23 protein-coding genes and 1 riboswitch are annotated in these 21,800 nt (G+C 73.8%); of the genes, 16 read left to right on the top strand and 7 right to left on the bottom strand.

Annotated elements, in window-relative coordinates:
• A riboswitch (cyclic di-AMP (ydaO/yuaA leader) is annotated at window positions 1-159 on the bottom strand.
• Between the two features lie 196 nt (window positions 160-355).
• From ACFVWU_RS12685 to ACFVWU_RS12635, 11 genes are all read left to right on the top strand, one after another.
• A complete protein-coding gene (locus ACFVWU_RS12685; RefSeq protein ID WP_387618840.1) occupies window positions 356-646 on the top strand; it encodes a YiaA/YiaB family inner membrane protein in 291 nt (96 codons plus the stop codon).
• Window positions 647-741: 95 nt separating this feature from the next.
• Window positions 742-1,566: an alpha/beta fold hydrolase gene (locus ACFVWU_RS12680; protein ID WP_387618837.1), complete on the top strand. Its 825-nt coding sequence runs from the start codon at window positions 742-744 to the stop codon at window positions 1,564-1,566.
• 55 nt (window positions 1,567-1,621) lie between these two features.
• Window positions 1,622-2,209 (top strand): TetR/AcrR family transcriptional regulator, encoded by a 588-nt coding sequence (locus tag ACFVWU_RS12675; RefSeq protein WP_387618834.1) that lies wholly within the window; start codon window positions 1,622-1,624, stop codon window positions 2,207-2,209.
• A gap of 495 nt (window positions 2,210-2,704) precedes the next feature.
• On the top strand, window positions 2,705-3,826 hold the full coding sequence (locus ACFVWU_RS12670) for a PP2C family protein-serine/threonine phosphatase (RefSeq protein WP_387618832.1): 1,122 nt from the start codon (window positions 2,705-2,707) through the stop codon (window positions 3,824-3,826).
• Window positions 3,827-4,147: 321 nt separating this feature from the next.
• Window positions 4,148-5,374, top strand: a complete 1,227-nt coding sequence (locus ACFVWU_RS12665; RefSeq protein ID WP_387618878.1) for a sensor histidine kinase — start codon at window positions 4,148-4,150, stop codon at window positions 5,372-5,374.
• A gap of 57 nt (window positions 5,375-5,431) precedes the next feature.
• Window positions 5,432-5,845, top strand: coding sequence for a roadblock/LC7 domain-containing protein (locus ACFVWU_RS12660; protein ID WP_387618830.1), 414 nt, complete (start codon window positions 5,432-5,434; stop codon window positions 5,843-5,845).
• Window positions 5,842-6,189 carry a DUF742 domain-containing protein gene (locus tag ACFVWU_RS12655; protein WP_387618827.1) on the top strand — a complete coding sequence of 116 codons (348 nt, stop codon included), beginning with the start codon at window positions 5,842-5,844 and terminating at the stop codon, window positions 6,187-6,189. The genes ACFVWU_RS12660 and ACFVWU_RS12655 overlap by 4 nt, the downstream gene beginning before the upstream one ends.
• A complete protein-coding gene (locus tag ACFVWU_RS12650; protein WP_387618825.1) occupies window positions 6,167-6,793 on the top strand; it encodes an ATP/GTP-binding protein in 627 nt (208 codons plus the stop codon). The genes ACFVWU_RS12655 and ACFVWU_RS12650 overlap by 23 nt, the downstream gene beginning before the upstream one ends.
• Window positions 6,790-8,316, top strand: a complete 1,527-nt coding sequence (locus tag ACFVWU_RS12645; RefSeq protein WP_387618822.1) for a cytochrome P450 — start codon at window positions 6,790-6,792, stop codon at window positions 8,314-8,316. Before ACFVWU_RS12650 ends, ACFVWU_RS12645 begins: the two co-directional genes overlap by 4 nt.
• Window positions 8,301-9,395: a cytochrome P450 gene (locus ACFVWU_RS12640; RefSeq protein WP_387618819.1), complete on the top strand. Its 1,095-nt coding sequence runs from the start codon at window positions 8,301-8,303 to the stop codon at window positions 9,393-9,395. Before ACFVWU_RS12645 ends, ACFVWU_RS12640 begins: the two co-directional genes overlap by 16 nt.
• A 132-nt stretch (window positions 9,396-9,527) precedes the next feature.
• Window positions 9,528-9,830, top strand: coding sequence for a hypothetical protein (locus tag ACFVWU_RS12635; RefSeq protein WP_387618816.1), 303 nt, complete (start codon window positions 9,528-9,530; stop codon window positions 9,828-9,830).
• Between the two features lie 54 nt (window positions 9,831-9,884).
• Here ACFVWU_RS12635 and ACFVWU_RS12630 read toward each other — a convergent pair whose 3' ends face one another.
• Window positions 9,885-10,691: an isocitrate lyase/phosphoenolpyruvate mutase family protein gene (locus tag ACFVWU_RS12630; protein ID WP_387618813.1), complete on the bottom strand. Its 807-nt coding sequence runs from the start codon at window positions 10,689-10,691 to the stop codon at window positions 9,885-9,887.
• Between the two features lie 11 nt (window positions 10,692-10,702).
• A complete protein-coding gene (locus ACFVWU_RS12625) occupies window positions 10,703-11,194 on the bottom strand; it encodes a carboxymuconolactone decarboxylase family protein (protein ID WP_387618811.1) in 492 nt (163 codons plus the stop codon).
• A 155-nt stretch (window positions 11,195-11,349) separates the two neighbouring features.
• Between ACFVWU_RS12625 and ACFVWU_RS12620 the strand changes: the two genes are divergently transcribed.
• The 3 genes from ACFVWU_RS12620 to ACFVWU_RS12610 all read left to right on the top strand — a co-directional run bounded on the left by ACFVWU_RS12620 (window position 11,350) and on the right by ACFVWU_RS12610 (window position 13,475).
• Window positions 11,350-12,129: an NRDE family protein gene (locus ACFVWU_RS12620; protein ID WP_387618808.1), complete on the top strand. Its 780-nt coding sequence runs from the start codon at window positions 11,350-11,352 to the stop codon at window positions 12,127-12,129.
• A 92-nt stretch (window positions 12,130-12,221) separates the two neighbouring features.
• A complete protein-coding gene (locus tag ACFVWU_RS12615; RefSeq protein ID WP_387618806.1) occupies window positions 12,222-12,458 on the top strand; it encodes a hypothetical protein in 237 nt (78 codons plus the stop codon).
• A gap of 99 nt (window positions 12,459-12,557) precedes the next feature.
• Window positions 12,558-13,475: an undecaprenyl-diphosphate phosphatase gene (locus ACFVWU_RS12610; protein ID WP_387618803.1), complete on the top strand. Its 918-nt coding sequence runs from the start codon at window positions 12,558-12,560 to the stop codon at window positions 13,473-13,475.
• A gap of 53 nt (window positions 13,476-13,528) precedes the next feature.
• On the opposite strand, the gene sigJ is transcribed toward ACFVWU_RS12610, so the two are convergent.
• Window positions 13,529-14,425, bottom strand: coding sequence for an RNA polymerase sigma factor SigJ (gene sigJ / locus ACFVWU_RS12605; RefSeq protein ID WP_387618800.1), 897 nt, complete (start codon window positions 14,423-14,425; stop codon window positions 13,529-13,531).
• Window positions 14,426-14,493: 68 nt separating this feature from the next.
• Here sigJ and ACFVWU_RS12600 point away from each other — a divergent pair, with 68 nt between their 5' ends.
• Together ACFVWU_RS12600 and ACFVWU_RS12595 are read left to right on the top strand one after the other, a co-directional pair.
• Entirely contained in the window at window positions 14,494-14,970 is a 477-nt protein-coding gene (locus tag ACFVWU_RS12600; RefSeq protein WP_387618797.1) for a carboxymuconolactone decarboxylase family protein, read from the top strand.
• A 25-nt stretch (window positions 14,971-14,995) separates the two neighbouring features.
• On the top strand, window positions 14,996-16,417 hold the full coding sequence (locus tag ACFVWU_RS12595) for a PLP-dependent aminotransferase family protein (protein WP_387618795.1): 1,422 nt from the start codon (window positions 14,996-14,998) through the stop codon (window positions 16,415-16,417).
• Between the two features lie 81 nt (window positions 16,418-16,498).
• Here the strand turns inward: ACFVWU_RS12595 and ACFVWU_RS12590 are convergent, their stop codons facing one another.
• From ACFVWU_RS12590 to ACFVWU_RS12575, 4 genes are all read right to left on the bottom strand, one after another.
• Window positions 16,499-16,693, bottom strand: coding sequence for a DUF6126 family protein (locus ACFVWU_RS12590; RefSeq protein WP_387618792.1), 195 nt, complete (start codon window positions 16,691-16,693; stop codon window positions 16,499-16,501).
• Between the two features lie 30 nt (window positions 16,694-16,723).
• Entirely contained in the window at window positions 16,724-17,359 is a 636-nt protein-coding gene (locus ACFVWU_RS12585) for a helix-turn-helix domain-containing protein (RefSeq protein WP_387618788.1), read from the bottom strand.
• A gap of 83 nt (window positions 17,360-17,442) precedes the next feature.
• On the bottom strand, window positions 17,443-19,155 hold the full coding sequence (locus tag ACFVWU_RS12580) for a pyruvate dehydrogenase (protein WP_387618876.1): 1,713 nt from the start codon (window positions 19,153-19,155) through the stop codon (window positions 17,443-17,445).
• Between the two features lie 180 nt (window positions 19,156-19,335).
• Window positions 19,336-21,741 (bottom strand): glycoside hydrolase family 65 protein, encoded by a 2,406-nt coding sequence (locus ACFVWU_RS12575; RefSeq protein ID WP_387618786.1) that lies wholly within the window; start codon window positions 21,739-21,741, stop codon window positions 19,336-19,338.
• Window positions 21,742-21,800: the final 59 nt, after the last annotated feature.

The raw sequence follows: 21,800 nt of genomic DNA, 5'->3' as shown, positions 1-21,800 counted from the left end.
CTTTCCTTCCTTCGCGCCTACCGGGTTAGCTGACGGGTTCGGAGCAGGAAGGTCTCCTACGGCCGGGCCGGGGCCCCGCCGATTCACCCCAGGGAACGTGGTTCCCCGGCTCCCTGACCTGCCCGGAGGCCGGTCGGCGGGATTAGGCGACGGCGCACGGTGCCGTCTGGGTACGGCATTGACGACCGCGCTGCGTTATCAAACGTTAATCCTAGGAGGCCCTGATTCCAAGCCATCCGTCCGGGACGGCTGGGGGCCAGGTGACCGGACGCCGACGAACGATCCGTCGTTCGCCCAGCCCATCTGAGTACTCCTACTCATGTGCGGCCCGGCCGCGCCGCCGCATCCTGACGGCATGAGCGCACCGATGCAGTCACGCACCACGGCCGCGTACTTCGTCCAGGCCGTCCTCTCGTTCGCGATCTCCGGCTCGGCCCTCGCCGTCGGGATCGCCTGCCTGCCCGTCGGCGGGTGGACCAGGGCCTTCCTCGGGATCGGCCTCCTCTACACCGTCACCTCCGCCTTCACGCTGGCCAAGGTGATCCGGGACCGGCAGGAGTCCTCGGACACCGTCGCCCGGGTCGACCAGGCCCGACTGGAGAAGCTGCTCAGCGAGCACGACCCGTTCCGGGTCGAGGGGGCCTGAGCCGTTCCCGGGAGACCGGGGGAAGGGGTTGACGGCTAAGGCTATTAGCCATAGCTTTATGGCTATCGGCAGCACCGACCCCGTGGAGGACCACCGTGAACGGCACCATCACCCCGAGCACCCAGTACCTCGACGTCCCCGGCGGCCGGATCGCCTTCGACGACACCCGGCAGGGCGACGGCACCCCCGTCGTCCTGCTCCCCGGAATGCTCGACAGCCGCCGCGCCTACCGGCACCTGCACCCGCTGCTCGCCACCGCCGGGCGCCGGGTCATCACCATGGACGTGCGCGGCTTCGGCGAGTCCTCGATCGTCTGGGACGACTACAGCCCGGCCGCCGTCGCCACCGACGTCCTCGCCCTGCTCGACCAGCTCGGCATCGAGCGGGCCGTCCTGGTCGGGCAGTCCTACACCGGGGCGACCGTGGTCAAGCTCGCCGGGGACGCACCCCAGCGGGTCGCCGGAATCGCGCTGATCGACGCCTTCGTCGAGCACCAGGCCAACGCCCTGATGCGCGGCGTGATGGCCGTCATGGGCAGCGCGATGGTCCACTGGCCCGCCGTCTGGGGCTTCTACCTGCGCAAGATGGCCTTCCCCGGCCCCCGGCCCGCCGACCTCGACACCTACGTGGCCGGGCTGGTCGCCGACCTGCGCACCCCCGGGCGCAAGACCGCCACCCGCGGACACGTCACCGGGGACTCCGCGCCGATCGGCTGGTGCGCGGCCGTCCGCTGCCCCTCGCTCGTCCTGATGGGCAGCAAGGACCCCGACTTCCCGGACCCGGCGGCCGTCGCCGAGCGTCAGGCCGCGGCGCTCGGCACCCGGAAGGTGATGATCGAGGGGTCCGGCCACTACCCGATGGCCGACAACCCGCAGGCCGTCGCCGACGCCCTGCTGCCCTTCCTCGCCGAGCTCGCCTGAACCCGCCGATCCCGCCGAGCCCGCCGAACCGCAGCCGTACGGAGAAACCGAGCCCATGCCCCGAGTAGGACTGACCCCGGACCAGGTCGTCGACCACGCCCTCGCCCTCATCGACGAGCAGGGCGCCGAGGCCCTCACCCTGGCCTCCGTCGCCGCCCGCGCGGGAGTCGCCACCCCCTCCCTCTACAAGCACGTCAGCGGAGGCCTGGCCGAACTGCGCCGGCTGATCGCCGTCCGGGTCACCGAGGAACTGGCCGACCGGCTCGCCGAGGCCGCGGTCGGCCGCAGCGGCGACGACGCCGTCACCGCCGTTCTTCGCGCCTACCAGGCCTACGCCACCGAACACCCGCACCGCTACACCGCCCTCCCCCAGGCCCCCCAGCCCGACGACGACCTCACCCGCGCGGCCACCCGCCTCGTCGGCGTCATCATCGCCGTCCTCCGCTCCTACGGCCTCGACGGCCCCGAGGCCATCCACGCCGCCCGCACCGTCCGCTCCCTCGCCCACGGCTTCGCCTCCCTCTCCATCACCGGCGCCTTCCAACTCGCCGAAGACCTCACCACCACCCACGACCGCCTCATCACCACCCTCACCACCGGCCTCCGCACCTGGCCGAAGGCGGAGGAGGAGGAGGAGGAGTAGGAAGCCGGGCCCGCCGACTTCCTGCGCGAGGCCGCGAGGCACGGAAAGGCAGGCATCGCAGCAAGGCCGAGGTGGCGCACCCGCAGCCACGCGGCCGGAGCGGGCGGAGCGGGGACACCGAGCACGTACGAGGAAGTCGAACCGGCCGGCTTCGCGCGGCAGCGGGGCGCCAGAGGGGCGAGGCGGGTGACGGACCACGCACACCCGGGCCGGGCTGGCGCCGAAGCGTCCGGAAGCCCGGCGGAGCAGGGAAGCCCGTGGAAAGTCGGGCCCGCCGCCTTCCTGCGCGGGACAGCCGGAAAGCCCGCAGTCGAGAGGGGCGGCTGTGCGCAGGAAGTCGGGCGGGCCGACTTCCTGCGCACAGCCAGCCGGTGGGTGAGCCGGGTTCTGGTGCGGGGCGCGTGGGGTTGGGGGGGTAGTGGGGGTGGACGGGCTAGTGTGGCGGGCTGACCGGTGGTCATGACAGGGGACCGCCCACGTTTGGCGGAGGTCCCGATGCCCGCACTGACAGCGAGGGTGCGGCGGTGGTACGGGCGGCTGCTGGACGGGGACATACGGGCGGGGCGGGTGGCGCTGGCGGCGCTGCTCGGGGTGACGGTGGTGCTGGGGGTGCTGCCGATCCTGATGCCGTACGGGTGGCCGCCGTCGGCGTTGGTGCTGCCGGTGGTGGGTGGCGGGCTGGTGCTGCGGCGGGGCCAACTGCTGGTGCTGGTGTGCGCGGCGCTGGCGGGCAGCGGGCTGGGGGCGGCGGTGCAGGACCCGCGCGGGGTGCGGCTGGGGGTGACGGTGGTGCTGGCCGCGACGGGGGCGACGGTGCTGGCGGCGAACCGGTTCCGGCACCGGCTGGGGCTGCGCGGCACCCAGGGCGACACGATGCTGCTGGAGCTGGCCGAGCACAACCGGACGCTGGCCCGCCTCCCGGAGCGGCTGCTGGACTGGCACTTCGACAGCGAGCTGGCCCCGGTCGGTGGCGCCTCCTTCTCCGGGGACTTCCTGCTCTGCGCCCACCGCCCGGAGGAGGACCTGCTGGAGCTGGTGCTGGTGGACGTGTCGGGCAAGGGCAGTCGGGCGGCCGCCCGGTCGACCCACTTGTCGGGCGCCTTCGCGATGCTGCTGGGCCGGGTGCCGCCGGAGGCGTTCCTGCCGGCCGCCAACGACCACCTGGTCCGCATGGGCTGGGAGGACGACTTCGCCACCGCCGTCCACCTGGCGCTGCACCCGGCGACCGGCCGCTACCGGCTGTTCAACGCGGGCCATCCGCCGCCCGTGCGGTACTGCCGGAGGAACGGCTGGCAGCCCTCCGAGCACGGCGGCCCGGCGCTGGGCCTGGTGCCGGGCGCACCGTACCCGCCGGTGTCCGGGCGGCTGGGGTACGGCGACTCGCTGCTGCTGTTCAGCGACGGCCTGGTGGAGGTGCCGGGCCGGGACCTGGACGAGGGGGTGGGCCGGCTGCTGGCCGCCGCCGAGCCGGAGGTGCGCACGCACCGGCCGCAGCAGCAGCTGGCCCGGGGCGCGGCGAGCAGGCTGGTGCGCACCGTGGCGCAGGACGTCGCGGACGACCGCACCCTGGTACTGGTGCGGCGGCTCGGTACGGCCGGTCCGGCCGTGACCGGTTGAGCCGCACGGGGCCGCAACGGGTGGCGCCGGTCCCGGCCGGACGACGTGGCGCCGCTGCTCCCGCACCGGACCCCGTCCGTTCCGCAACACCGTGCACACGCGCCCCTCACATCCCGGGACGCGAATCAGCCATCACCCGTACCGCCGACCCGGGCCGGAAGACCCTGGACGAACGATGACGGACCTCGTCGGACTCCCGCGATCGGGGGCGAAGGACGCTGGATTGACGGTGTATTGACTCGATATTGACGAGATCCGGTCACTTGGCGGGATCCGTTCATGCCTACGTAGGATCATCACCCTAGAATTCGCGGCGTGACGATGACTCAGTGGTCCGTAACGGCAACCGGCGTACTCGCCGTCCTCGCCCTCGTGGCCGCCGCGCGGTACCACGCCGTGTCCGTCACCCACCGCGGCCGGGCCGACCGGCTGCAGGAGGAACTCGCCCGGCTCCAGGACCAGCTGACCGCCGAACTCTCCCGCCGGGGCGCCGACCTGGCCGCCGTCCAGCAGGAGCAGGAGCTCACCGCCTCCACCCAGCGGGCCTTCCTCAGCGTCGCCCGCCGCATCCTCGTCATGGCCCACGACCAGCAGGCCCTGCTCGACGAGATGGAACGCACCCACGACGACCCGGCCCTGCTGGAAGGCCTGCTCAAGGCCGACCACGCCGCCGCCCAACAGGCGCGGCTGGCCCAGACCCTGGCCGTCCTGTGCGGCGCCCGGGCCGGACGGCACTGGCCGGAACCGGTCACGCTGGAGGACGTGGTGCGCGGCGCCCAGTCGCGGATCCTGCCGTTCCAGCGGGTGGTGGTCCGCAGCCGGATCGAGACCGCGGTGGTCGGCGCCGCCGCCGAGGCGCTGATCCACGCCATCGCCGAGCTGCTGGACAACGCCACCCGCTACTCCCCGCCCAGCACCCAGGTGTTCGTCACCCTGATGCCGGTGCACAACGGCGCGGTGATCGAGATCGACGACGGCGGCGTCGGCATGCCGGAACAGGCCGTCGCCAAGGCCGCCGCCGCGCTCGCCGGCGGCAGCACCCTGGAGGTCTCCCGGCTCGGCGAGGTACCGCAGTTGGGCCTGGCCGCCGTCGGCCGGCTCGCCGAGCAGTACGGCTTCCGGGTCACCCTCAGCTCGGCGCCCTCACCGTACGGCGGCGTGCGCGTCGTCATACTGCTGCCGAACGCCCTGCTCACCGAGCCGCTGCCGCCCACCGTCCCCGGCCTCGGGCCGGACGACCGGGCGTTCAGCCCCGACTTCCGGCCGGCCGCTCCCGCCGGCCACCCGACGGCCGGCCACCCGCTGGTGGAGACCCCGCCCACCGGCCGGCCCCCCGCCACCGGCGACACCCCGCCGCCCCTGCCCCGCCGGAGCCACCGGCGCGACCGCGCAAACCGGCCCGCCCAGCACGCCGCTCCCCCGCCGCCCGCCCCGCCGTACCGCTCGGCCCGGGACGCGCAGGCGTTCATGGCGATGTTCCAGGCCGGGACCGCCAGCGGCCGATCGGCCGCCCAGGCTCGGGCCCAGACCCCGCCCGGCCCCCACTGACCCCTCCCGCCCTGCTCCCCCCGTCCCCCCGACTTCCCCAGCCCTCCGGAGAGTTCCATGACCACCACCCCTGATCTCGGCTGGCTGCTCGCCGACATCATCGCCGTCCCGCAGGTCCAGCACGCCGTCGTCGTCTCCAACGACGGCCTGGAGATCGGCCGCAGCGCCGGCATCCCCCGCGAGGACGCCGAACGGCTCGCCGCCGCCTGCTCCGGACTGCAGTCGCTGGCCCGCGGCGTCGCGGCGGGCTTCGGCGGACCGGGCAGCGCCACCCGCCAGATCATCATCGAGTACGGCGGCGGCTACCTCTTCATCGTCGCCGCCGGGGCCGGCGCGCACCTGGCCGTGGTGACCAGCGAGGCGGTGGACGCCGGGCTGGTCGCGTACCAGATGCAGGTCCTGGTCGAGCGGATCGGAACCCACCTCACCAGCCCGCCGCGGGTCGACCACGCGGCGGGGGGCCACCGGTGAACGGGCCCGTCCGGCCCTACGTCATCACCGGCGGACGCAGCCGCCCCACCCGGGCCGACCTGGCCATCGAGAGCCTGGTCAGCGCGTTATCCGACCCCCCGGAACCGCCCGAGCACGTTCTGCTCAACCGCGAGCACCGGCGCATCCTCGGGCTCTGCCACAGCCTGCTCTCCGTCGCCGAGGTGGCGGCCCACCTGGGGCTGCCGCTCGGCGTCGTCAAGGTGCTGGTCGGCGACCTCTGGGACCTCGGCGCCGTGCAGGTGCTCCCGCCCGTCCCGCAGGCCGAACGCCTGCCCACAACCCTCCTGGAAGAGGTGCTCGTTGGCCTCCGCCAACTCCGCTGAAGCCACCGCCGACGTGCCGGCCGAGCCGCAGTACCTGCCGGCCTCGGTGCAGGGCGCGGTGAAGATCCTGGTCACCGGCCCGTTCGGGGTCGGCAAGACCACCCTGGTCGGCTCGCTCAGCGAGATCACCCCGCTGCGCACCGAGGAGACCATGACCGCCGCCAGCAGCGGCGTGGACGATCTGACCGGGCACAGCGGCAAGACCACCACCACGGTCGCGCTGGACTTCGGCCGGATCACGCTCAACTCCCGGCTCGCGCTGTACCTGTTCGGCACGCCCGGGCAGCAGCGGTTCTGGCCGCTGTGGGACGACCTGTCGCGCGGGGCGCTGGGTGCCATCGCGATGGTCGACCTGCGGCGGCCGGACGAGAGCTTCGACGTGCTCGGCCGGCTGGAGGAGCAGCACATCCCCTTCGCGGTGGCGGTCAACACCTTCCCGGACACGCCGACCTACCCGGAGGAGGAGCTGCGCTCGGCGCTGGACGTGCTGCCGGAGGTGCCGATCCTCTACTGCGACGCGCGTGACCGGCGACAGTCCTACGACCTGCTGATCGACTTCGTGGACCACCTGCACCGCAGCTCACTCCTGGAGCTGCAGCGATGACCGCCCCCGAGCCGCCGCAGGCCGCCGGCTGCCCGGTCGCGCACGGCGGGGGCCCGCACGTCGGCGCCTCGAACGGCGCGGCGTACGGCGGGGTCTCCAACGGCGCGGCCACGTACGGCGGCGGGCTGCCGGTCGGCGTGCCGCTGACCCCGCTGTACGGGCAGGCCGTCGCCGACGACCCGCACGGCCTGTACGCCCGGCTGCGCGAGCGCTACGGGCCGGTCGCGCCGATCGAGTTGGAGCCCGGGGTGGAGGCCTGGCTCGTCCTCGGCTACGGCGAGCTGCTCGAACTCACCCGCAACGAGGCCCTGTTCTCCAAGGACTCGCGGCACTGGCGGGTACCCGCCGAGGGCCGGCTCGCCCCCGACTCGCGGCTCCAGCCGATGACCGCCTGGCGGCCCACCCTGCTCAACCTGGACGGCGCCGAGCACCAGCGGCTGCGCGCCGCCGTCTCGGACACCCTGGCCCAGATCGACCACCGGCAGCTGCGCGAGACCACCGAGACCGCCGCCGACGGCCTGATCGACAGCTGGGGTCCGGACGGCACCGCCGACCTGATCGGCCAGTACGCCCGGGCGCTGCCGCTGCTGGTCTCCACCCAGCTGGTCGGCCTGCCCACCGGGGCCGGACCGCGGATGATCGAGCTGATCAGCCACTTCGTGGACAGCGGGCCCGAATCGGTGCGCGCCGCCGGGGAGTTCCAGGAGATCCTGGCCGACCTGGTGCGCCGCCGCCGCTCCGCGCCCAGCGCCGACCTCACCTCCTGGCTGCTCGCCCACCCGGCCGGGCTGACCGACGAGGAGGCGGTGCACCACCTGGTGGTGCTGATGGTCGCGGGCAACGAGACCTGCATCAACTGGATCGGCAACACCCTGCGGCTGCTGCTGACCGACCGGCGTTTCCGGGCCACCCTCACCGGTGGACGGCTGACCGTCTCCGACGCGCTGGAGGAGGTGCTCTGGCGCGACCCGCCGACGCAGAACTTCCCCGGCCGCTGGGCCACCGGCGACACCGTGCTCGGCGGCCAGTACATCAGCGCCGGCGACATGCTGGTGCTCGGCCTGGCCGCGGCCAACGCCGACCCGGCCGCCCAGGGCACCGCCTCCGCCGCCCAGGGCTCGCTCGGCGGCAACCGGGCGCACCTCGCCTGGGGCGCGGGCCGGCACGTCTGCCCGGCCCAGCACCCGGCGCGGATCATCGTCGAGACCGCCGTCGAGACCCTGCTGCACCGCCTGCCGGACCTCCAACTCGCCGTCCCGTCGGTCGAACTGGCCTGGCGGCCGTCCCCGTGGTCGCGGGCGCTGGTCGCCCTGCCGGTGCTGTACAGCGCCTTCACCCCGCCCCGCCCGCCCGCCCCCGAGAGGCCCGCATGGACACCACCGACGGCTCCCCCGGAGCCCGCCCCGAACCCGTCCGGCTCGACCCCTTCGGCCGCGACCAGCACGGAGAGAACGCCCGACTCCGGGCAGCCGGCCCAGCGGTCCTGGTGGAACTCCCTGGTGGGGTGGTGGTCTGGGCGGTAACCCACCACGACACCCTGCAGTCGCTGCTGGCCGACCCCCGGGTCGGCAAGAACGCCCGGCTCTGGACGGACTTCCGGGAGGGGCGGCTGCCGGAGGGCTGGCCGCTGCTCAACTTCGTCACCGTACCGGGCATGGTCACCGCCGACGGCGAGGACCACCGGCGGCTGCGCGGGCTGGTCAGCCAGGCCTTCACCCCGCGCCGCATAGCCGCGCTGGCGCCCGCGATCGAGGCCCGGACGGTCGCGCTGCTCGACTCGCTCGCCGAAGTGGCGAAGCGGGAGGGCGCGTTCGACCTGCGCGAGCACTTCGCCTACCCGCTGCCGATGCAGGTGATCGGCGAGCTGCTCGGCCTGGCGGTGGAGCAGCAGGACGAACTGCACGCGCTGTCCGACACCCTGGTCTCCAGCTCGGCCACCCCGGCCGCGGCCGTCGCCGCCCAGCGGGACCTGAACGCGCTGCTGGCCTCTGTGGTGGCGGCCAAGCGGGCCGATCCCGGCGACGACCTGACCACCGACCTGATCGCCGCCCGGGAGGCCGGGGAGGGGCTCAGCGAGGCCGAACTCGTCGGCACCCTGCTGCTGATGCTGGTGGCCGGGCACGAGACCACGCTCAACCTGATCACCAACGCCGTGCGGGCCCTGCTCGCCCACCCCGACCAGCTGCGGCTGGTCCTGGACGGCGCGCAGCCGTGGTCGGCGGTGGTGGAGGAGACGCTGCGCCACGACTCGCCGGTCGGCCAGTTCCCGCTGCGCTACGCGAGCGAGGACATCGAGGTCGGCGACGTGGTGATCCGGCGCGGCGAGGCGCTGCTCGCCTCCTACGCGGCGGTCGGACGCGACGCCGGGCACTACCCGGACGCCGACCGCTTCGACCTGACCCGGCAGCCCGCCCGGCACCTGTCGCTGGGCCACGGCCCGCACTTCTGCCTCGGCTCGGGGCTGGCCCGGCTGGAGGCGGAGACGGCGCTGCGGCACCTGTTCGCGCGGTTCCCGGGGCTGGCGGCGGCGCCGGGGCGGGTGAACGAGCCGATCGGGTCGTTCGTCAGCAACAGCGTGCGGACGCTGTGGGTGACGGCCTGAGGGTTCTGAGCGTCCAGAGGATGACGGCGTCCGGACGGTGACGGCGTCCGGACGGTGACGGCGTCCGGACGGTGACGGCGTCCGGACGGTGACGGTGTTCGGAGGGTGACGGTGTTCGGAGGGTGACGGTCCGTGCCACCCGGTTACCTGGGGGCGGCCCGGGTCGTTCGGCAGGGCATGAAGAAACTCGCCACCCTGGCCGCCCTCACCATGGCGGGCCTCGCCCTCGCCGCCCCGGCGGCCTCCGCCACCACCCAGACCGCCAGCTCGCCGGACGCCACCGGCGGCCTCACCGACGGTCTCAACCTGTCCCCCGCCGACATCGCCCTCCAGACCGCGAGCAAGCTCCCGGTGGTCGGGCACCCCGCCCACGAGGTGGAGGCCGTCGGCACCAACCAGATGTCCCACCCGGGGCTCAGCGGACAGATCGGCTGATGGTCGGTGACCGGCTGACCGACCCCCGTCCGGTCAGCCGGTCGCCTCCGCCGCTCAGCCCTCGGAGAGGGCGTTGAGCTCCTGGTAGGTCAGTCCGCCGTCCAGGGAGGTGTACGTGCCGCTCGCGTACACCTCCTCGGCCGCGCGGCGGACGACCGCGTACGCCGCCTTGGCCAGGCCGGGGCCCAGGCTGATCCGGGCCACGCCGAGCTTCGCCAGTTCGGCGACCGACGGGGAGCCGGGGGCGGCCAGCACGTTCAGCGGGGCCGGGACGGCCGCGACCAGGGCGGCGATGGTCTCCGGGTCGGCCACGCCGGGGACGAACACGCCGTCCGCGCCCGCCTCGACGTACATCCGCAGTCGGCGGACCGCCTCGTCGAGCCGGCCCTCGGGCTCGCCCAGGCCGTGCAGGAACACGTCGGTACGGCCGTTGACGAACAGGTGCACGCCCGCCGCCCCGGCCGCCGCCCGGGCGGCCGCGATCCGCTCGGCGGCCTGCTCCGGGGCGTACTCGGCGTCCTCCAGGTTCACGCCCACCGCGCCGGTGGCGAGCAGCGCGGCGACGGTCTCGCCGACCCCGGCGGCGGTGTCCGCGTAGCCGCTCTCCAGGTCCGCGGTGACCGGCAGGCCGACCGAGCGGACCACCTCGGCGGTCCGGGCCAGCACCTGGTCGCGGTCGGCGCCGCCGTCCGGGCTGCCGAGGGACCAGGAGACACTGGCGCTGGCCGTCGCCACCGCCTTCGCCCCGGCCGCGGCCACCAGCCGGGCGCTCGCCGCGTCCCAGACGTTGGCCAGCACCACCGGCTCGCCAGGGCGGTGCAGTTCCTTGAGCAGCCGGGCCCTGTCCTGCTGGGTGGTCATCTCGGCTCCGCTCACTTCGCTGCCGGGCTCATGCGGGTGGACACGCCGATCCGGTTCCAGGCGTTGATGGTGGCGATCAGGGCGATCAGCTGGGCGAGTTCGGTCTCGTCGAACTGCGCGGCGGCCTCCTGGTACACCGCGTCCGGCACGTGGCCCTGGGTCAGCAGGGTGACCGACTCGGTGAGGGCCAGCGCGGCGCGCTCGCGGGCGGTGAACCAGGGGGTCTCGCGCCAGGCGGGGAGGGAGACCAGACGGTGGTCCTGCTCGCCGTTCTTGCGGGCGTCGGTGGCGTGCATGTCGATGCAGAAGGCGCAGCCGTTGATCATCGAGGCGTGCACCTTGACCAGCTCGGCGATCACCGGGTCGACGCCCTGCCGGGACGCCCGGTCCACGGCGATCATGGCCTGGTAGTAGTCGGGCGCGAGCCTCGGCATCGCCAGACGCTGCTCCGGCGCCGGCACCGGGCCGTCGGTGGTGTTCGGGGTCTCGTTCGTCGTCGTCATGACTACCAGCGTAGGAGCGCAGTGGCCTGCCGTCCTGGTGCATTCGGCGCCGGGTTCCTTGGGCCATTTCCGGTGCGCGAACAGGAGTGCGATGATCGCTGAGGGGGGTCCCCGCCGGGATCCCCGGCAGGACGAGAGTAGGGGGAGACGGGACCGTGTGCACGGCGTTCGTCAGCATCGAGCCGGGGGCGGCGGTACCGGTGCTGCTGCTGTCCGTCCGGGACGAGTACCTCGGGCGCGGCTGGCTGCCGCCCGACCACCACTGGCCGGACCGGCCCGGGCTGCTCGGCGGGCTGGACCTCGCGGCCGGCGGCACCTGGCTGGCCGTCGACCCGGCCCGGCGCACCGCCGCCTGCCTGCTGAACGGCTTCGGCCCGCTCGCCCCCGCCGACACCCGGCTCAGCCGCGGCGAACTGCCGCTCACCGCCGTCCGACAGGACGGGATCGGGCACCTCGACCTCACCCCGTACGACCCCTTCCACCTCGTCCAGGTCAGCCCGGACGGCGCCCGGGTCACCAGCTGGGGCGGCGGACGGCTGGAACAGCACCAACTGCCCACCGGCCTCAGCGTGGTGGTCAACGACGGACTGGAGGGGACGGCCGCCAACCGCACCGCCTCCGAACGGATCCGGACCCTGATGGCCGCGCGCGCCGACCACTTCCGGGCCCGCTTCGCCGCCGCGCCCAGGCCGGAGCCGACCGCCGACGGGACGGCCGCCGGGGCCTGGGGCGCGTGGCTGCCGATCATCACCGGTGACGGGCTGGCGCTGGACGAGGACGCCGCGCTGATCCAGCGGCGGGACTTCGGCGACGGACGGATCTGGGGCTCCTCCTCGATCTCCCTGCTGGCCCTCGGGCCGGAGCTGCTGCGCTACGACTTCGCGACCGCGCCGGTGCCGGCGGACGGGCCGGGGTGGCAACAGGTGGTGGCATGAACCGGACGGCGCGGAAAAGGACTTGAACCTGACGCTGCGGCAGGCGGCATCGTGGGCCTCTGTCGACCCCTCGCCCCCGCAGGAGGCCAGCGATGCCCACGATGCCCGCCCCGCCCGCGACGGACCGCCCCCGCCGCCCCTGCGCCCTGCTGCCCGCCGTCCTCGCCGTCACCCTGCCGCTGGTGGGCGCCCCGCTCACGGCGACCGCCGGAATGCTGATCGGCGGCGCCGTGCACCAGGTGGTTCCGGCCGACGCCGTCCCGGGCGCCGTGGCCGGGATGCTGGTACGCCGGCTCGGGGCCGGTGTCGCCCGGACGTACGCTCGATGAACTTCTGGCGGCAGGGCTGCCGGGCGTCTACATGCCGGTAGTAGCTTCGCGGGGGCCCCCGGAATCGGCCGGCCGCAGACCCCCGAGCGAAGGTGCGCGATGTCCACCCTGACCTACCCGGAAGCGATAGGCGTCGGCCTGCTACAGGGTGTGACGGAACTCTTCCCGGTCTCCAGCCTCGGCCACAGCATCCTGCTCCCCGCCGTGATCGGCGGAAAGATCCAGCAGGACCTCGACATGACCGCCGACGGCTCCTCCTACCTCGCCGCCCTGGTCGCCCTGCACCTGGCCACCGCGCTCGCCCTGGTGGTCTTCTTCTGGCGGGACTGGGTCCGGGTGGTCAGCGGCCTGATCAGCTCCGCCCGGCACCGCCGGGTGCAGACCCGGGACGAGAAGCTCGCCTGGCTGCTCATCATCTCCACCATCCCGGTCGGAGTGGCCGGCCTGGCCCTGGAGAAGGCGCTGCGGCACGCGCTCGGCAAGCCCGTCCCGGCAGCGGTCTTCCTCGCCCTCAACGGGCTCGTGCTGCTCGGCGCCGAGCGGCTCAAGCGCGGCGGCACCGGCCGCCGCCGGGCCGGGCACGCCGCCCCGATCGACGAGCCGGGCCTGGACCCGGCGATCGCCTCCGACGCCCGGCTGACCAGGCTCAGCTTCGGCCAGGGCACCTTGATCGGCGCCGCCCAGATCCTCGCGCTCTTCCCCGGCATCAGCCGCTCCGGCGTCACCATGAGCGCCGGCATCCTGCGCGGACTGCACCACGAGGACGCCGCCCGCTTCTCCTTCCTGCTCGCCACCCCGGTCATCCTGGCCGCCTCGGTGCTCAAGGTGCCCGAGCTGTTCAAGCCGGAGAACTCCGCCGTCCTCGGCCCCGTCGCCGCGGGCAGCGTCGCGGCCTTCGTCGCGGGCTACGTCTCGGTGCGCTTCCTCACCAAGTACTTCGAGACCCGCAGCCTGACGCCCTTCGCCGTCTACTGCTTCCTGGCCGGCGTCGGCAGCGCCGTCTACCTGTCGATCTGAGTCCTCGCGTCCGACGGGCCGTCCGGCAGGCTGCCGGACGGCCCGTTCCGCGTCTACGCGGTGAGGCCCAGGGCGGCCAGGCGGGTCGGGTCGGTGAGGATGTCCATGGCGGTGATCCGACCGTCGTGGATGGTGAAGGACATGACCGACAGCGGGCGGCCCTCGGCGAAGGAGACCACCCCGGGCGAGCCGTTGACCAGCACCAGGCGCCCCGCGGCGGCGAAGCGGGCGAAGGTGATCGCCTGCGAGGCGACGTCGGCTGCGCCGCGGCGCAGCACGCTCGGCACCAGCGTCCCGCCGTCGGAACGAGCCACCACCTCGGGGTCGAGCACGGCCAACAGGGCGTCGAAGTCACCGCCCCGGGAGGCAGCCATGAAGGCCTCCACCACCTCGCGCTTGCGGGCGGTGTCGGAGTCGGCTGCCGGGGTGGCGTCCTGCACCCGGCGGCGGGCCCGGCTGGCCAGCTGGCGGGTGGAGGCCGAGGTGCGGCCGAGCACCTCGGCGATCGCGTCGAAGGGCACGTCGAACATGTCGTGCAGCACGAAGGCCACCCGCTCCGCCGGGGAGAGCGTCTCCAGGATCACCATCAGCGCGATCCCGACCGAGTCCGCGACCAGGATCTCGTGCACCGGGTCCAGCGCCGCCAGCCCGCTGACCACCGGGTCCGGCAGCCGTACCTGCCCCTCCTGCTCGGGCAGCGGGTCCTCCCGGCGGGAGGCCCGGGAACGCAGCTGGTCCAGGCAGACCCGGCCGACCACGGTGGTCAGCCAGGCCCCGAGGTTCCTCACCTCGCTCACGTCGCTGCGGTTCAGCTTCAGCCATGCCTCCTGGACGGCGTCCTCGGCCTCGGCCACCGCCCCGAGCATCCGGTAGGCCACGGACCGCAGTTGGGGGCGCTCGGCCTCGAAGCGATCGGCCAGGAGATCCGTCCCGGAAAATTCCTCGCTCACCTGTCACATCCTCACGTCGGCATCCGTCGGACCAGTGACGGACGCTAACCGACCCCGAGGAGCCCACGATGACCACCGCCCGCGCTACCGCCCGCATGAAGAACCCCGCCCTGGTCCTGCCGGACGCCATGAAGGGCATCCAGAACATCTACAAGGCCATGTCCCAGGGCGGTGTCTCCCCGCAGATCCTGGAGCTCGTCCACCTGCGCGCCAGCCAGATCAACGGCTGCGGCGCCTGCGTGTTCGCGGGCGTCCAGGGCGCCAGGAAGCACGGCGAGACCCACGAGCGGCTGCACGCCGTCGCCGCCTGGCGCGAGGCCCCGTTCTTCACCGACGAGGAGCGCGCCGCCCTCGAACTCACCGAGGCCGCCACCCGGATCGCCGACCGCACCGGCAAGGCCGTCCCGGACCACGTCTGGGACGCCGCCGCCGACCACTTCAACGAGGAGCAGCTCTCCGCGATCATCCTGATGATCGCGCTGACCAACTTCTTCAACCGCCTCAACACCACCGTCGAGGAGCCCGCCGGCGCCACCTGGAACTGACCGACGACAGGCGAGAATGGAGCCCATGAACGGCTCCTGGACCTCCTTCGGCGGCGACCTGCACCTGGACCTCACCGAGCGGCGCGCCGCCGGCACCGGGCTGCGGACCGCCCTGGAGGACGCCCTGCGGGAAGCCGTCCAGGCCGGCCGGCTCGCCCCCGGCACCCGGCTGCCGTCCTCCCGGGCCCTCGGCGAGGACCTCGGCATCGCCCGCAACACCGTCGTCGAGGCGTACGGCCAGCTCACCGCGGAGGGCTGGCTCAGCTCCCGGCAGGGCTCCGGCACCACCGTCGCCCGGCGGGCCGCGCCCTCGCCCGCCGTACGGCCGGCCCGGCCGCAGACCCGGCGGCGGACCGTCCGGCACGACCTGATGTCCGGGCGGCCCGACCTCTCGCTCTTCCCCCGCACCGCCTGGCTCGCCGCCGCCCGCCGCGCCCTCGCCACCGCGCCGCACGAGGCCCTCGGCTACGGCGGCCCGCTCGGCCGGATCGAACTGCGGGAAGCCCTCACCCACTACCTGGCCCGGGTCCGCGGCGTGCGCACCGACCCGGACCACCTGCTCGTCTGCAACGGCGTCCAGCAGGGCCTCGGCCTGCTCTGCGCCGCCCTGCGGGAGCGCGGGGCCCGCTCGCTCGCGGTCGAGGAGTACGGACTGCCGCCGCAACACGCCGTCGTCCGGGCCGCGGGGCTGACCACCGCGCCGCTGCCGCTCGACTGCGAGGGCGCACAGGTCGAGCACCTCGGCCCCCGCAACGGCGCCGTGCTGCTCACCCCGGCCCACCAGTACCCCACCGGCGCCCCGCTGTCCGCCGACCGGCGGGCGGCCGCGGTGCGGTGGGCGCGCGAACAGGGCCGGTACGTGATCGAGGACGACTACGACGGGGAGTTCCGCTACGACCGGCAGCCGCTCGGCGCGATGCAGGCGCTCGACCCGGAACGGGTGGTGTACGCGGGCACCGCCGCCAAGAGCCTCGCCCCCGGCCTGCGGCTGGCCTGGCTCGCCCTGCCGGACGCGCTGGTCGAACCCGTCGCCCGGCTGAAGGTGCTGGCCGACACCATGTCCCCGGTGCTCGACCAGCTGACCCTCGCCGAACTGATCACCTCCGGCACGTACGACCGGCACGTACGGCGCTGCCGTCTGCACTACCGGCGCCGCCGCGACCGCCTCGTCGCCGCCCTCGCCGAGCACGCCCCGCACGTCCGGGTCACCGGCATCGCCGCCGGCCTGCACGCCGTCCTCCAACTCCCGCCCGGCTCCACCCCCGAGCCCGAACTCCTGGCCCGCGCCGAAGCCGCCGGCCTCGCCCTCAGCGGCCTCGGCTGGCACCGTGCCGCCCCGGCCGACGAGGCCGCCGCGCCGGCCCTGGTGATCGGCTACGCCACCCCTCCGGAACACGCCTTCCCGGCAGCCCTGGACGCCCTGTGCGATCTGCTGCGCCGGGCATGAGGCGGGGGGATCCGCCACCCCCCGCCCGATCGCCCGACCCGCGGCGGGAGAGCAGCGGAAAGCTCCGCTGCTCCGCGCCGACTACTTGTTGCGGCTGCCCAGTTCGAACAGCAGGATGATGAACCCGGCGAAGACGTGGATGCCCGCGGTGTAGATCACCAGGCGGTGGTAGACCCGCTTGTTGGCCCACTTGCCGGCATCCATGGTCTTCGGACCGGTGGGGGTGTCGGCGACGGCGGCAGTCGTGGTCGTGGTGATGGTGGTGGGATCGTCCATGGGGATCTCCTCCAGGGGTCTGACGGTAGGTCAGTGGTTCGCTGCGGGGCCGCCGCCGAGGCAGAGTTCGCCGCCGGGGCTCTGCAGCAGGGTGTGGATGAAGAGCAGTTCGACGCCGGTGTCGGACTCGGCGGCGATGCAGTGCGGAGTGAGCGAGTCGTAGTGGGCGGAGTCGCCGGAGGCGAGGTGGTGGACGCGGTCGCCGAGGGTCAGCCGCAGATCGCCCCGCAGGACGTACAGCCACTCCTCGCCGGGGTGCACCCGGACCACCGCGTCCTGGACGCCCGGCGGGACGTGCACCCGCAGGGCCTGCATGGCGCGGCCGGGGGCGCCGGCCCGGCGGTAGCCCCAGCCGCCGGCCCGGCCGGGCTCTATGGCGCCGCCGCGGACCACCGGGTCGGGCTCGGCCATGGTCTCGCCGAGCAGCCCGGAGACCGAGGTGCCGTAGGCGCGGGCGAGGCCGAGGAGGACGGGCAGGGAGGGCTGGCGGCGGCCGGTTTCCAGCCGGGACAGATAGGCTGGGGAGAGTCCGACCCGCGCCGCCGCGACCTCCAGGGTGAGCCGGCTGCTGAGCCGGTGCTCGCGGAGGCGGGCGGCGAGGCCGGCGACTTCCTGGTCGTCGAGCTGGTCACCCGCGGCGGGGGTGCCGGTGGGGCTGGTGGTCATGTGACCAGTGGACACCTCACGTGCCGCACGGGCAAGAATTTTGCCTCAGAGGCAAAGCCCGCCCGAATGCCCTTTCGCGCCGCTCACGGCCGGGGAATGTTGCGCAGATTGCTGCGGGCCAGGTCGATCATCCGCCCGACGCCGCCGGAGAGCACCGTGCGCCCGGCCGCCAGCGCGAAGCCCTTCAACTGGGCGGCGGTGATGTACGGCGGGATGGACAGCGCGTTGGGGTCGGTGACCACGTCCACCAGGGCCGGGCCGGGCCGCTCCAGCGCCTCCGCCAGGACCTCCCGGACCCGGGCCGGCTCGGCGACCCGCTTGGCCGGGATGCCCATGGCCCGGGCGATGCCCGCGTAGTCCACGTCGCCGTTGTCGATCTCGAACTCGGGGTAGCCGGAGACCAGCATCTCCAGCTTGATCATGCCGAGCGCGCCGTTGTTGAACACCACCGTCTTCACCGGCAGCCGGTGCTTGGCCACCGTGAGCAGTTCGCCGAGCAGCATGCCGATCCCGCCGTCGCCCGCCATCGCGACCACCTGCCGTCCGGGGCAGGCGAGTTGGGCGCCGATCGCGTGCGGGAGGGCGTTGGCCATCGAGCCGTGCAGGAAGGAGCCGATCACCCGGCGGCGGCCGTTCGGCTGCAGGTAGCGGGCGGCCCAGACGTTGTTCATGCCGGTGTCCACGGTGAACACCGCGTCCGGGGCGGCCACCTCGTCGAGCACCGAGGCGACGTACTCGGGGTGGATCGGCAGGTGCTTCTCGATGTCCCGGGTGTAGGCGCCGATCACGTCCTCCAGCGCCCGGCAGTGCTTCCTCAGCATGCCGTCCAGGAAGGAGCGGTCCTTCTTCTCGTCCAGCAGCGGCAGGACGGCCCGCAGGGTGGCCGCGACGTCCCCGTGCACGGCCAGCTCCAGCGCGGTGCGCCGGCCCAGCCGGGTGGCGTCGTGGTCGACCTGGACGGTACGGATCTGCGGCAGGAAGGAGTCGTACGGGAAGTCGGTGCCGAGCAGCAGCACCAGGTCGGCGGAGTGCAGCGCCTCGTGGCAGGCGCCGTAGCCGAGCAGGCCGCTCATGCCGACGTCGTACGGGTTGTCGTACTGGATCCATTCCTTGCCGCGCAGCGAGTGCCCGATCGGTGCCTTCAGCGCCTGTGCGGCCTCCATCACCTCGGTGTGCGCCCCGCGCACCCCGGCGCCGCAGAACAGGGCGACCCGGCGGGCCGCGTTGAGCAGCCGGGCGAGTTCCTGCACCTGGGACCAGGGCGGCGCGGCGACGGCCTGCTCGGTGAGGAAGTGGCTGGTGCCGGTCGGCCCGGCGGCGGGGAGGGCGGCGACGTCCCCGGGGAAGGCGAAGACCGAGACGCCGTGCGAGCCGATCGCGTGCTGGATCGCGATCCGGAGCAGCCGGGGCAGCTGGGCGGGGGTGGAGAGCATCTCGCACCAGTTGCTGCAGTCGGTGAACACCCGCTCGGGGTGGGTCTCCTGGAAGAAGCCGGTGCCGATCTGCCCGGACGGGATGTGCGAGGCGAGCGCGAGCACCGGCAGGCCGCTGCGCTGGGCGTCGTACAGGCCCTGGACGAGGTGGGTGTTGCCGGGGCCGCAGGAGCCGGCGCAGACCGCGAGGCGGCCGGAGAGCTCGGCTTCGGCGGCGGCCGCGAAGGCGCCGGCCTCCTCGTTGCGGACGTGCACCCAGCCGATGCCCTCGGCGCGGCGGATCGCGTCGACGACGGGGTTGAGGCTGTCGCCGACGACGCCGTAGACCCGCTCCACCCCGGCCTGCCGGAGCACCTCCACCATCTGTTCGGCCACGCTCGCCACGGGAGTACTCCTTCGGTCGCCGCAGGACACCTGCACCCTCCGACGGGCCGTGGAACGGCGCACTCGGGGTGGGACGAACGGGTGAGGGCGACGGACGGGCGAGGGCCCGCTCCGCGCGACGGGAGCGGGCCCTGAGCGGCCCGGGGGCGGCCCCGGCGGCTACTCCGCCGCCAGGTGGTCCTGCTGCCCCAGCTTGCCCGCGGCCAGCCCCGCCTGGGGCTGGCGGCGGGCCGGCTCACGGCCGGGGGGCTGGGCGCAGCGTTCCTGGGCGGGCGGGGAGGTGGTGGGCAGGGTGACCGGGGAGCCGGCCTTGACCTGCACCGTCTCGCCGTCGTGCCGCAGGTGGATCACCTCGCCGCGGCGCAGCGTGTAGGTCGTCCCGTCGTGGGTGATCTGCACGCCGAGCAGGTGCCCGCGCACCATCAGCGAGAAGCTGAGCTTCATCAGCCCGGAGGGCAGCCGGGGCCGGAAGTCGAGCGTCTCGCCGTGGTCGCGCAGGCCGCCGAAGCCGGCCACCAGGGCGATGCAGGCGCCGGCGAGCGAGGCCATGTGGAGGCCGTCGCGGGTGTTGCCGCCGAGGTCGTGCAGGTCCATCAACGCCGCCTCCGCCGTGTAGTCGTAGGCGAGGTCGAGTTGGCCGACCTCGGCGGCGATGACGGCCTGGGTACAGGCGGAGAGCGAGGAGTCGCGGACGGTCAGCCGCTCGTAGTAGGCGAAGTTGCGGGCCTTCTGCTCGTCGGTGAAGGCGTCGCCGCGCACCTGCATGGCGAGCACCAGGTCGGCCTGCTTGACCACCTGCTTGCGGTACAGGTCGAAGTACGGGAAGTGCAGCAGCAGCGGGTACTTCTCCGGCTCGGTGTTCTCGAAGTCCCAGAGCTGGTGGTGGGTGAACCCGTCGGCCTGCGGGTGGACGCCGAGGTCCGCGTCGTACGGGATGTACATCGCGGCGGCGGCGTCGCGCCAGGCGGCGGTCTCCTCGGTGTCGACGCCGAGGGCGCCGGCCTCGCGCGGGTGGCGGACGGCGGCCTCGGCGGCGGCGCGCAGGTTCGTCTGCGCCATCAGGTTGGTGAAGACGTTGTTGTCGGCGACGGCGCTGTACTCGTCGGGGCCGGTGACGCCCTCGATCCGGAACTTCCCGGCGGTGTCGTGGTGGCCGAGCGAGCGCCACATCCGGGCGGTCTCCACCAGGAGTTCGAGACCGTACTCGCGCTCGAACTCCTCGTCCCCGGTGGCCCGGACGTAGCGGGCGACGGCGACGGCGATGTCGGCGCCGATGTGGAAGGCGGCGGTGCCGGCCGGCCAGTAGCCGGAGCACTCCTCGCCGCGGATCGTGCGCCAGGGGAACACCGCGCCGGCCAGGCCGAGTTGGGCGGCCCGGTCGCGGGCGAGCGGGAGGGTGGTGTGCCGCCAGCGCAGGGCCTGGTTGACGGCGTTGGGCAGGCAGTAGGTGAGCACCGGCAGGACGAAGGTCTCGGTGTCCCAGAAGCTGTGCCCGTCGTAGCCGGGGCCGGTCAACCCCTTGGCGGGGATGGCCCGTTCCTCGCTGCGGGCGCCGGCCTGCAGGACGTGGAAGATGCCGAACCGGACGGCCTGCTGGAGTTCGACGTCGCCCTCGATCTCGACGTCGCTGGTCCTCCAGAACTCCTGGAGGAAGTCGGCCTGCTCGGCGACCAGGCCGTCCCAGCCGGTGTACCGGGCGGCGGTCAGCGCGGCCTCCACCTGGTCCCGGACGGCGGGCAGCGAGCGGGTGCCGGACCAGCCGTAGGACATGAACTTGACCAGTCGCAGCCGCTGCCCGGCCCCGAGCACGGTGGTGACGCTGATCCGGCAGTGGTCGGCCTCGGCCTCGGCGACGGTGTCGAGCTTCTCCGGGCCCTCGATGACGTGGTCCATCCCGGCCGCGACCCGGATGCCGCTGAAGCGGGTGCGGTGCACCAGGACGGCCTTGGTGCCGCTGGCGTGGTGCGCCTCGGCCTGCAGCGGGGCCTCCAGGACGGCGGCGGCGCGCGGGTCGCCCTCGGGGCCGCCGGGCAGCTGCTCGTTGGCGACCAGCTCGGACTGGAGCACGATCCGCACCGGCCCGTCCACCGCCTCGACGCTGTACTCCACGGCGGCGATGGCGCGCTGGGTGAGCGAGACGAGCCGGGAGGAGCGCACCCGGATGGTCCGCCCGGCCGGGGACATCCACTCGGCCTCGCGGTGCAGTATGCCCTCGCGGAAGTCCAACCAGCGCTTGTGGCTGAGGAGTTCCCCGTAGCGCAGGTCGAAGGGCTCGTCGTCCACCAGCAGCCGGATGATCTTTCCGTTGGTGACGTTGATGACGCTCTGGCTGGACTCGGGGTAGCCGTAGCCGCCCTCGCCGTACGGGAGCGGGCGCAGTTCGAACACGCCGTTGAGGTACGTGCCGGGCAGGCCGTGCGGCTCGCCCTCGTCCAGGTTGGCGCGCAGGCCGATGTGGCCGTTGGACAGGGCGAAGACGGATTCGGCCCGGGCCAACGCGGCCAGGTCCAGGCCGTGTTCGGTGATCTGCCACGGATCGATGGTGAAGTTGTCGGCGGGACTCATGAGCCCACCTCGCTACGCTCGGCAGGGGCATTCGCCCACACGCGCCTTCCGATGATTCG

The organism is Kitasatospora sp. NPDC058190 (assembly GCF_042883685.1).
GTDB lineage: Bacteria > Actinomycetota > Actinomycetes > Streptomycetales > Streptomycetaceae > Kitasatospora.
The sequence above is the reverse complement of the archived record's forward strand: the minus strand, read 5'-3'. Positions and strand labels throughout refer to the sequence as shown.

Bases quoted from the DNA above. Each gene is read 5' to 3' on its own strand.
- ACFVWU_RS12685 (WP_387618840.1), top strand. From the start codon at position 356: ATGAGCGCACCGATGCAGTCACGCACCACGGCCGCGTACTTCGTCCAG.
- ACFVWU_RS12675 (WP_387618834.1), top strand. From the start codon at position 1,622: ATGCCCCGAGTAGGACTGACCCCGGACCAGGTCGTCGACCACGCCCTC.
- ACFVWU_RS12670 (WP_387618832.1), top strand. From the start codon at position 2,705: ATGCCCGCACTGACAGCGAGGGTGCGGCGGTGGTACGGGCGGCTGCTG.
- ACFVWU_RS12665 (WP_387618878.1), top strand. From the start codon at position 4,148: ATGACTCAGTGGTCCGTAACGGCAACCGGCGTACTCGCCGTCCTCGCC.
- ACFVWU_RS12660 (WP_387618830.1), top strand. From the start codon at position 5,432: ATGACCACCACCCCTGATCTCGGCTGGCTGCTCGCCGACATCATCGCC.
- ACFVWU_RS12645 (WP_387618822.1), top strand. From the start codon at position 6,790: ATGACCGCCCCCGAGCCGCCGCAGGCCGCCGGCTGCCCGGTCGCGCAC.
- ACFVWU_RS12630 (WP_387618813.1), bottom strand. From the start codon at position 10,691: ATGACCACCCAGCAGGACAGGGCCCGGCTGCTCAAGGAACTGCACCGC.
- ACFVWU_RS12625 (WP_387618811.1), bottom strand. From the start codon at position 11,194: ATGACGACGACGAACGAGACCCCGAACACCACCGACGGCCCGGTGCCG.
- ACFVWU_RS12615 (WP_387618806.1), top strand. From the start codon at position 12,222: ATGCCCACGATGCCCGCCCCGCCCGCGACGGACCGCCCCCGCCGCCCC.
- ACFVWU_RS12610 (WP_387618803.1), top strand. From the start codon at position 12,558: ATGTCCACCCTGACCTACCCGGAAGCGATAGGCGTCGGCCTGCTACAG.
- ACFVWU_RS12600 (WP_387618797.1), top strand. From the start codon at position 14,494: ATGACCACCGCCCGCGCTACCGCCCGCATGAAGAACCCCGCCCTGGTC.
- ACFVWU_RS12595 (WP_387618795.1), top strand. From the start codon at position 14,996: ATGAACGGCTCCTGGACCTCCTTCGGCGGCGACCTGCACCTGGACCTC.
- ACFVWU_RS12590 (WP_387618792.1), bottom strand. From the start codon at position 16,693: ATGGACGATCCCACCACCATCACCACGACCACGACTGCCGCCGTCGCC.
- ACFVWU_RS12585 (WP_387618788.1), bottom strand. From the start codon at position 17,359: ATGACCACCAGCCCCACCGGCACCCCCGCCGCGGGTGACCAGCTCGAC.
- ACFVWU_RS12580 (WP_387618876.1), bottom strand. From the start codon at position 19,155: ATGGTGGAGGTGCTCCGGCAGGCCGGGGTGGAGCGGGTCTACGGCGTC.
- ACFVWU_RS12575 (WP_387618786.1), bottom strand. From the start codon at position 21,741: ATGAGTCCCGCCGACAACTTCACCATCGATCCGTGGCAGATCACCGAA.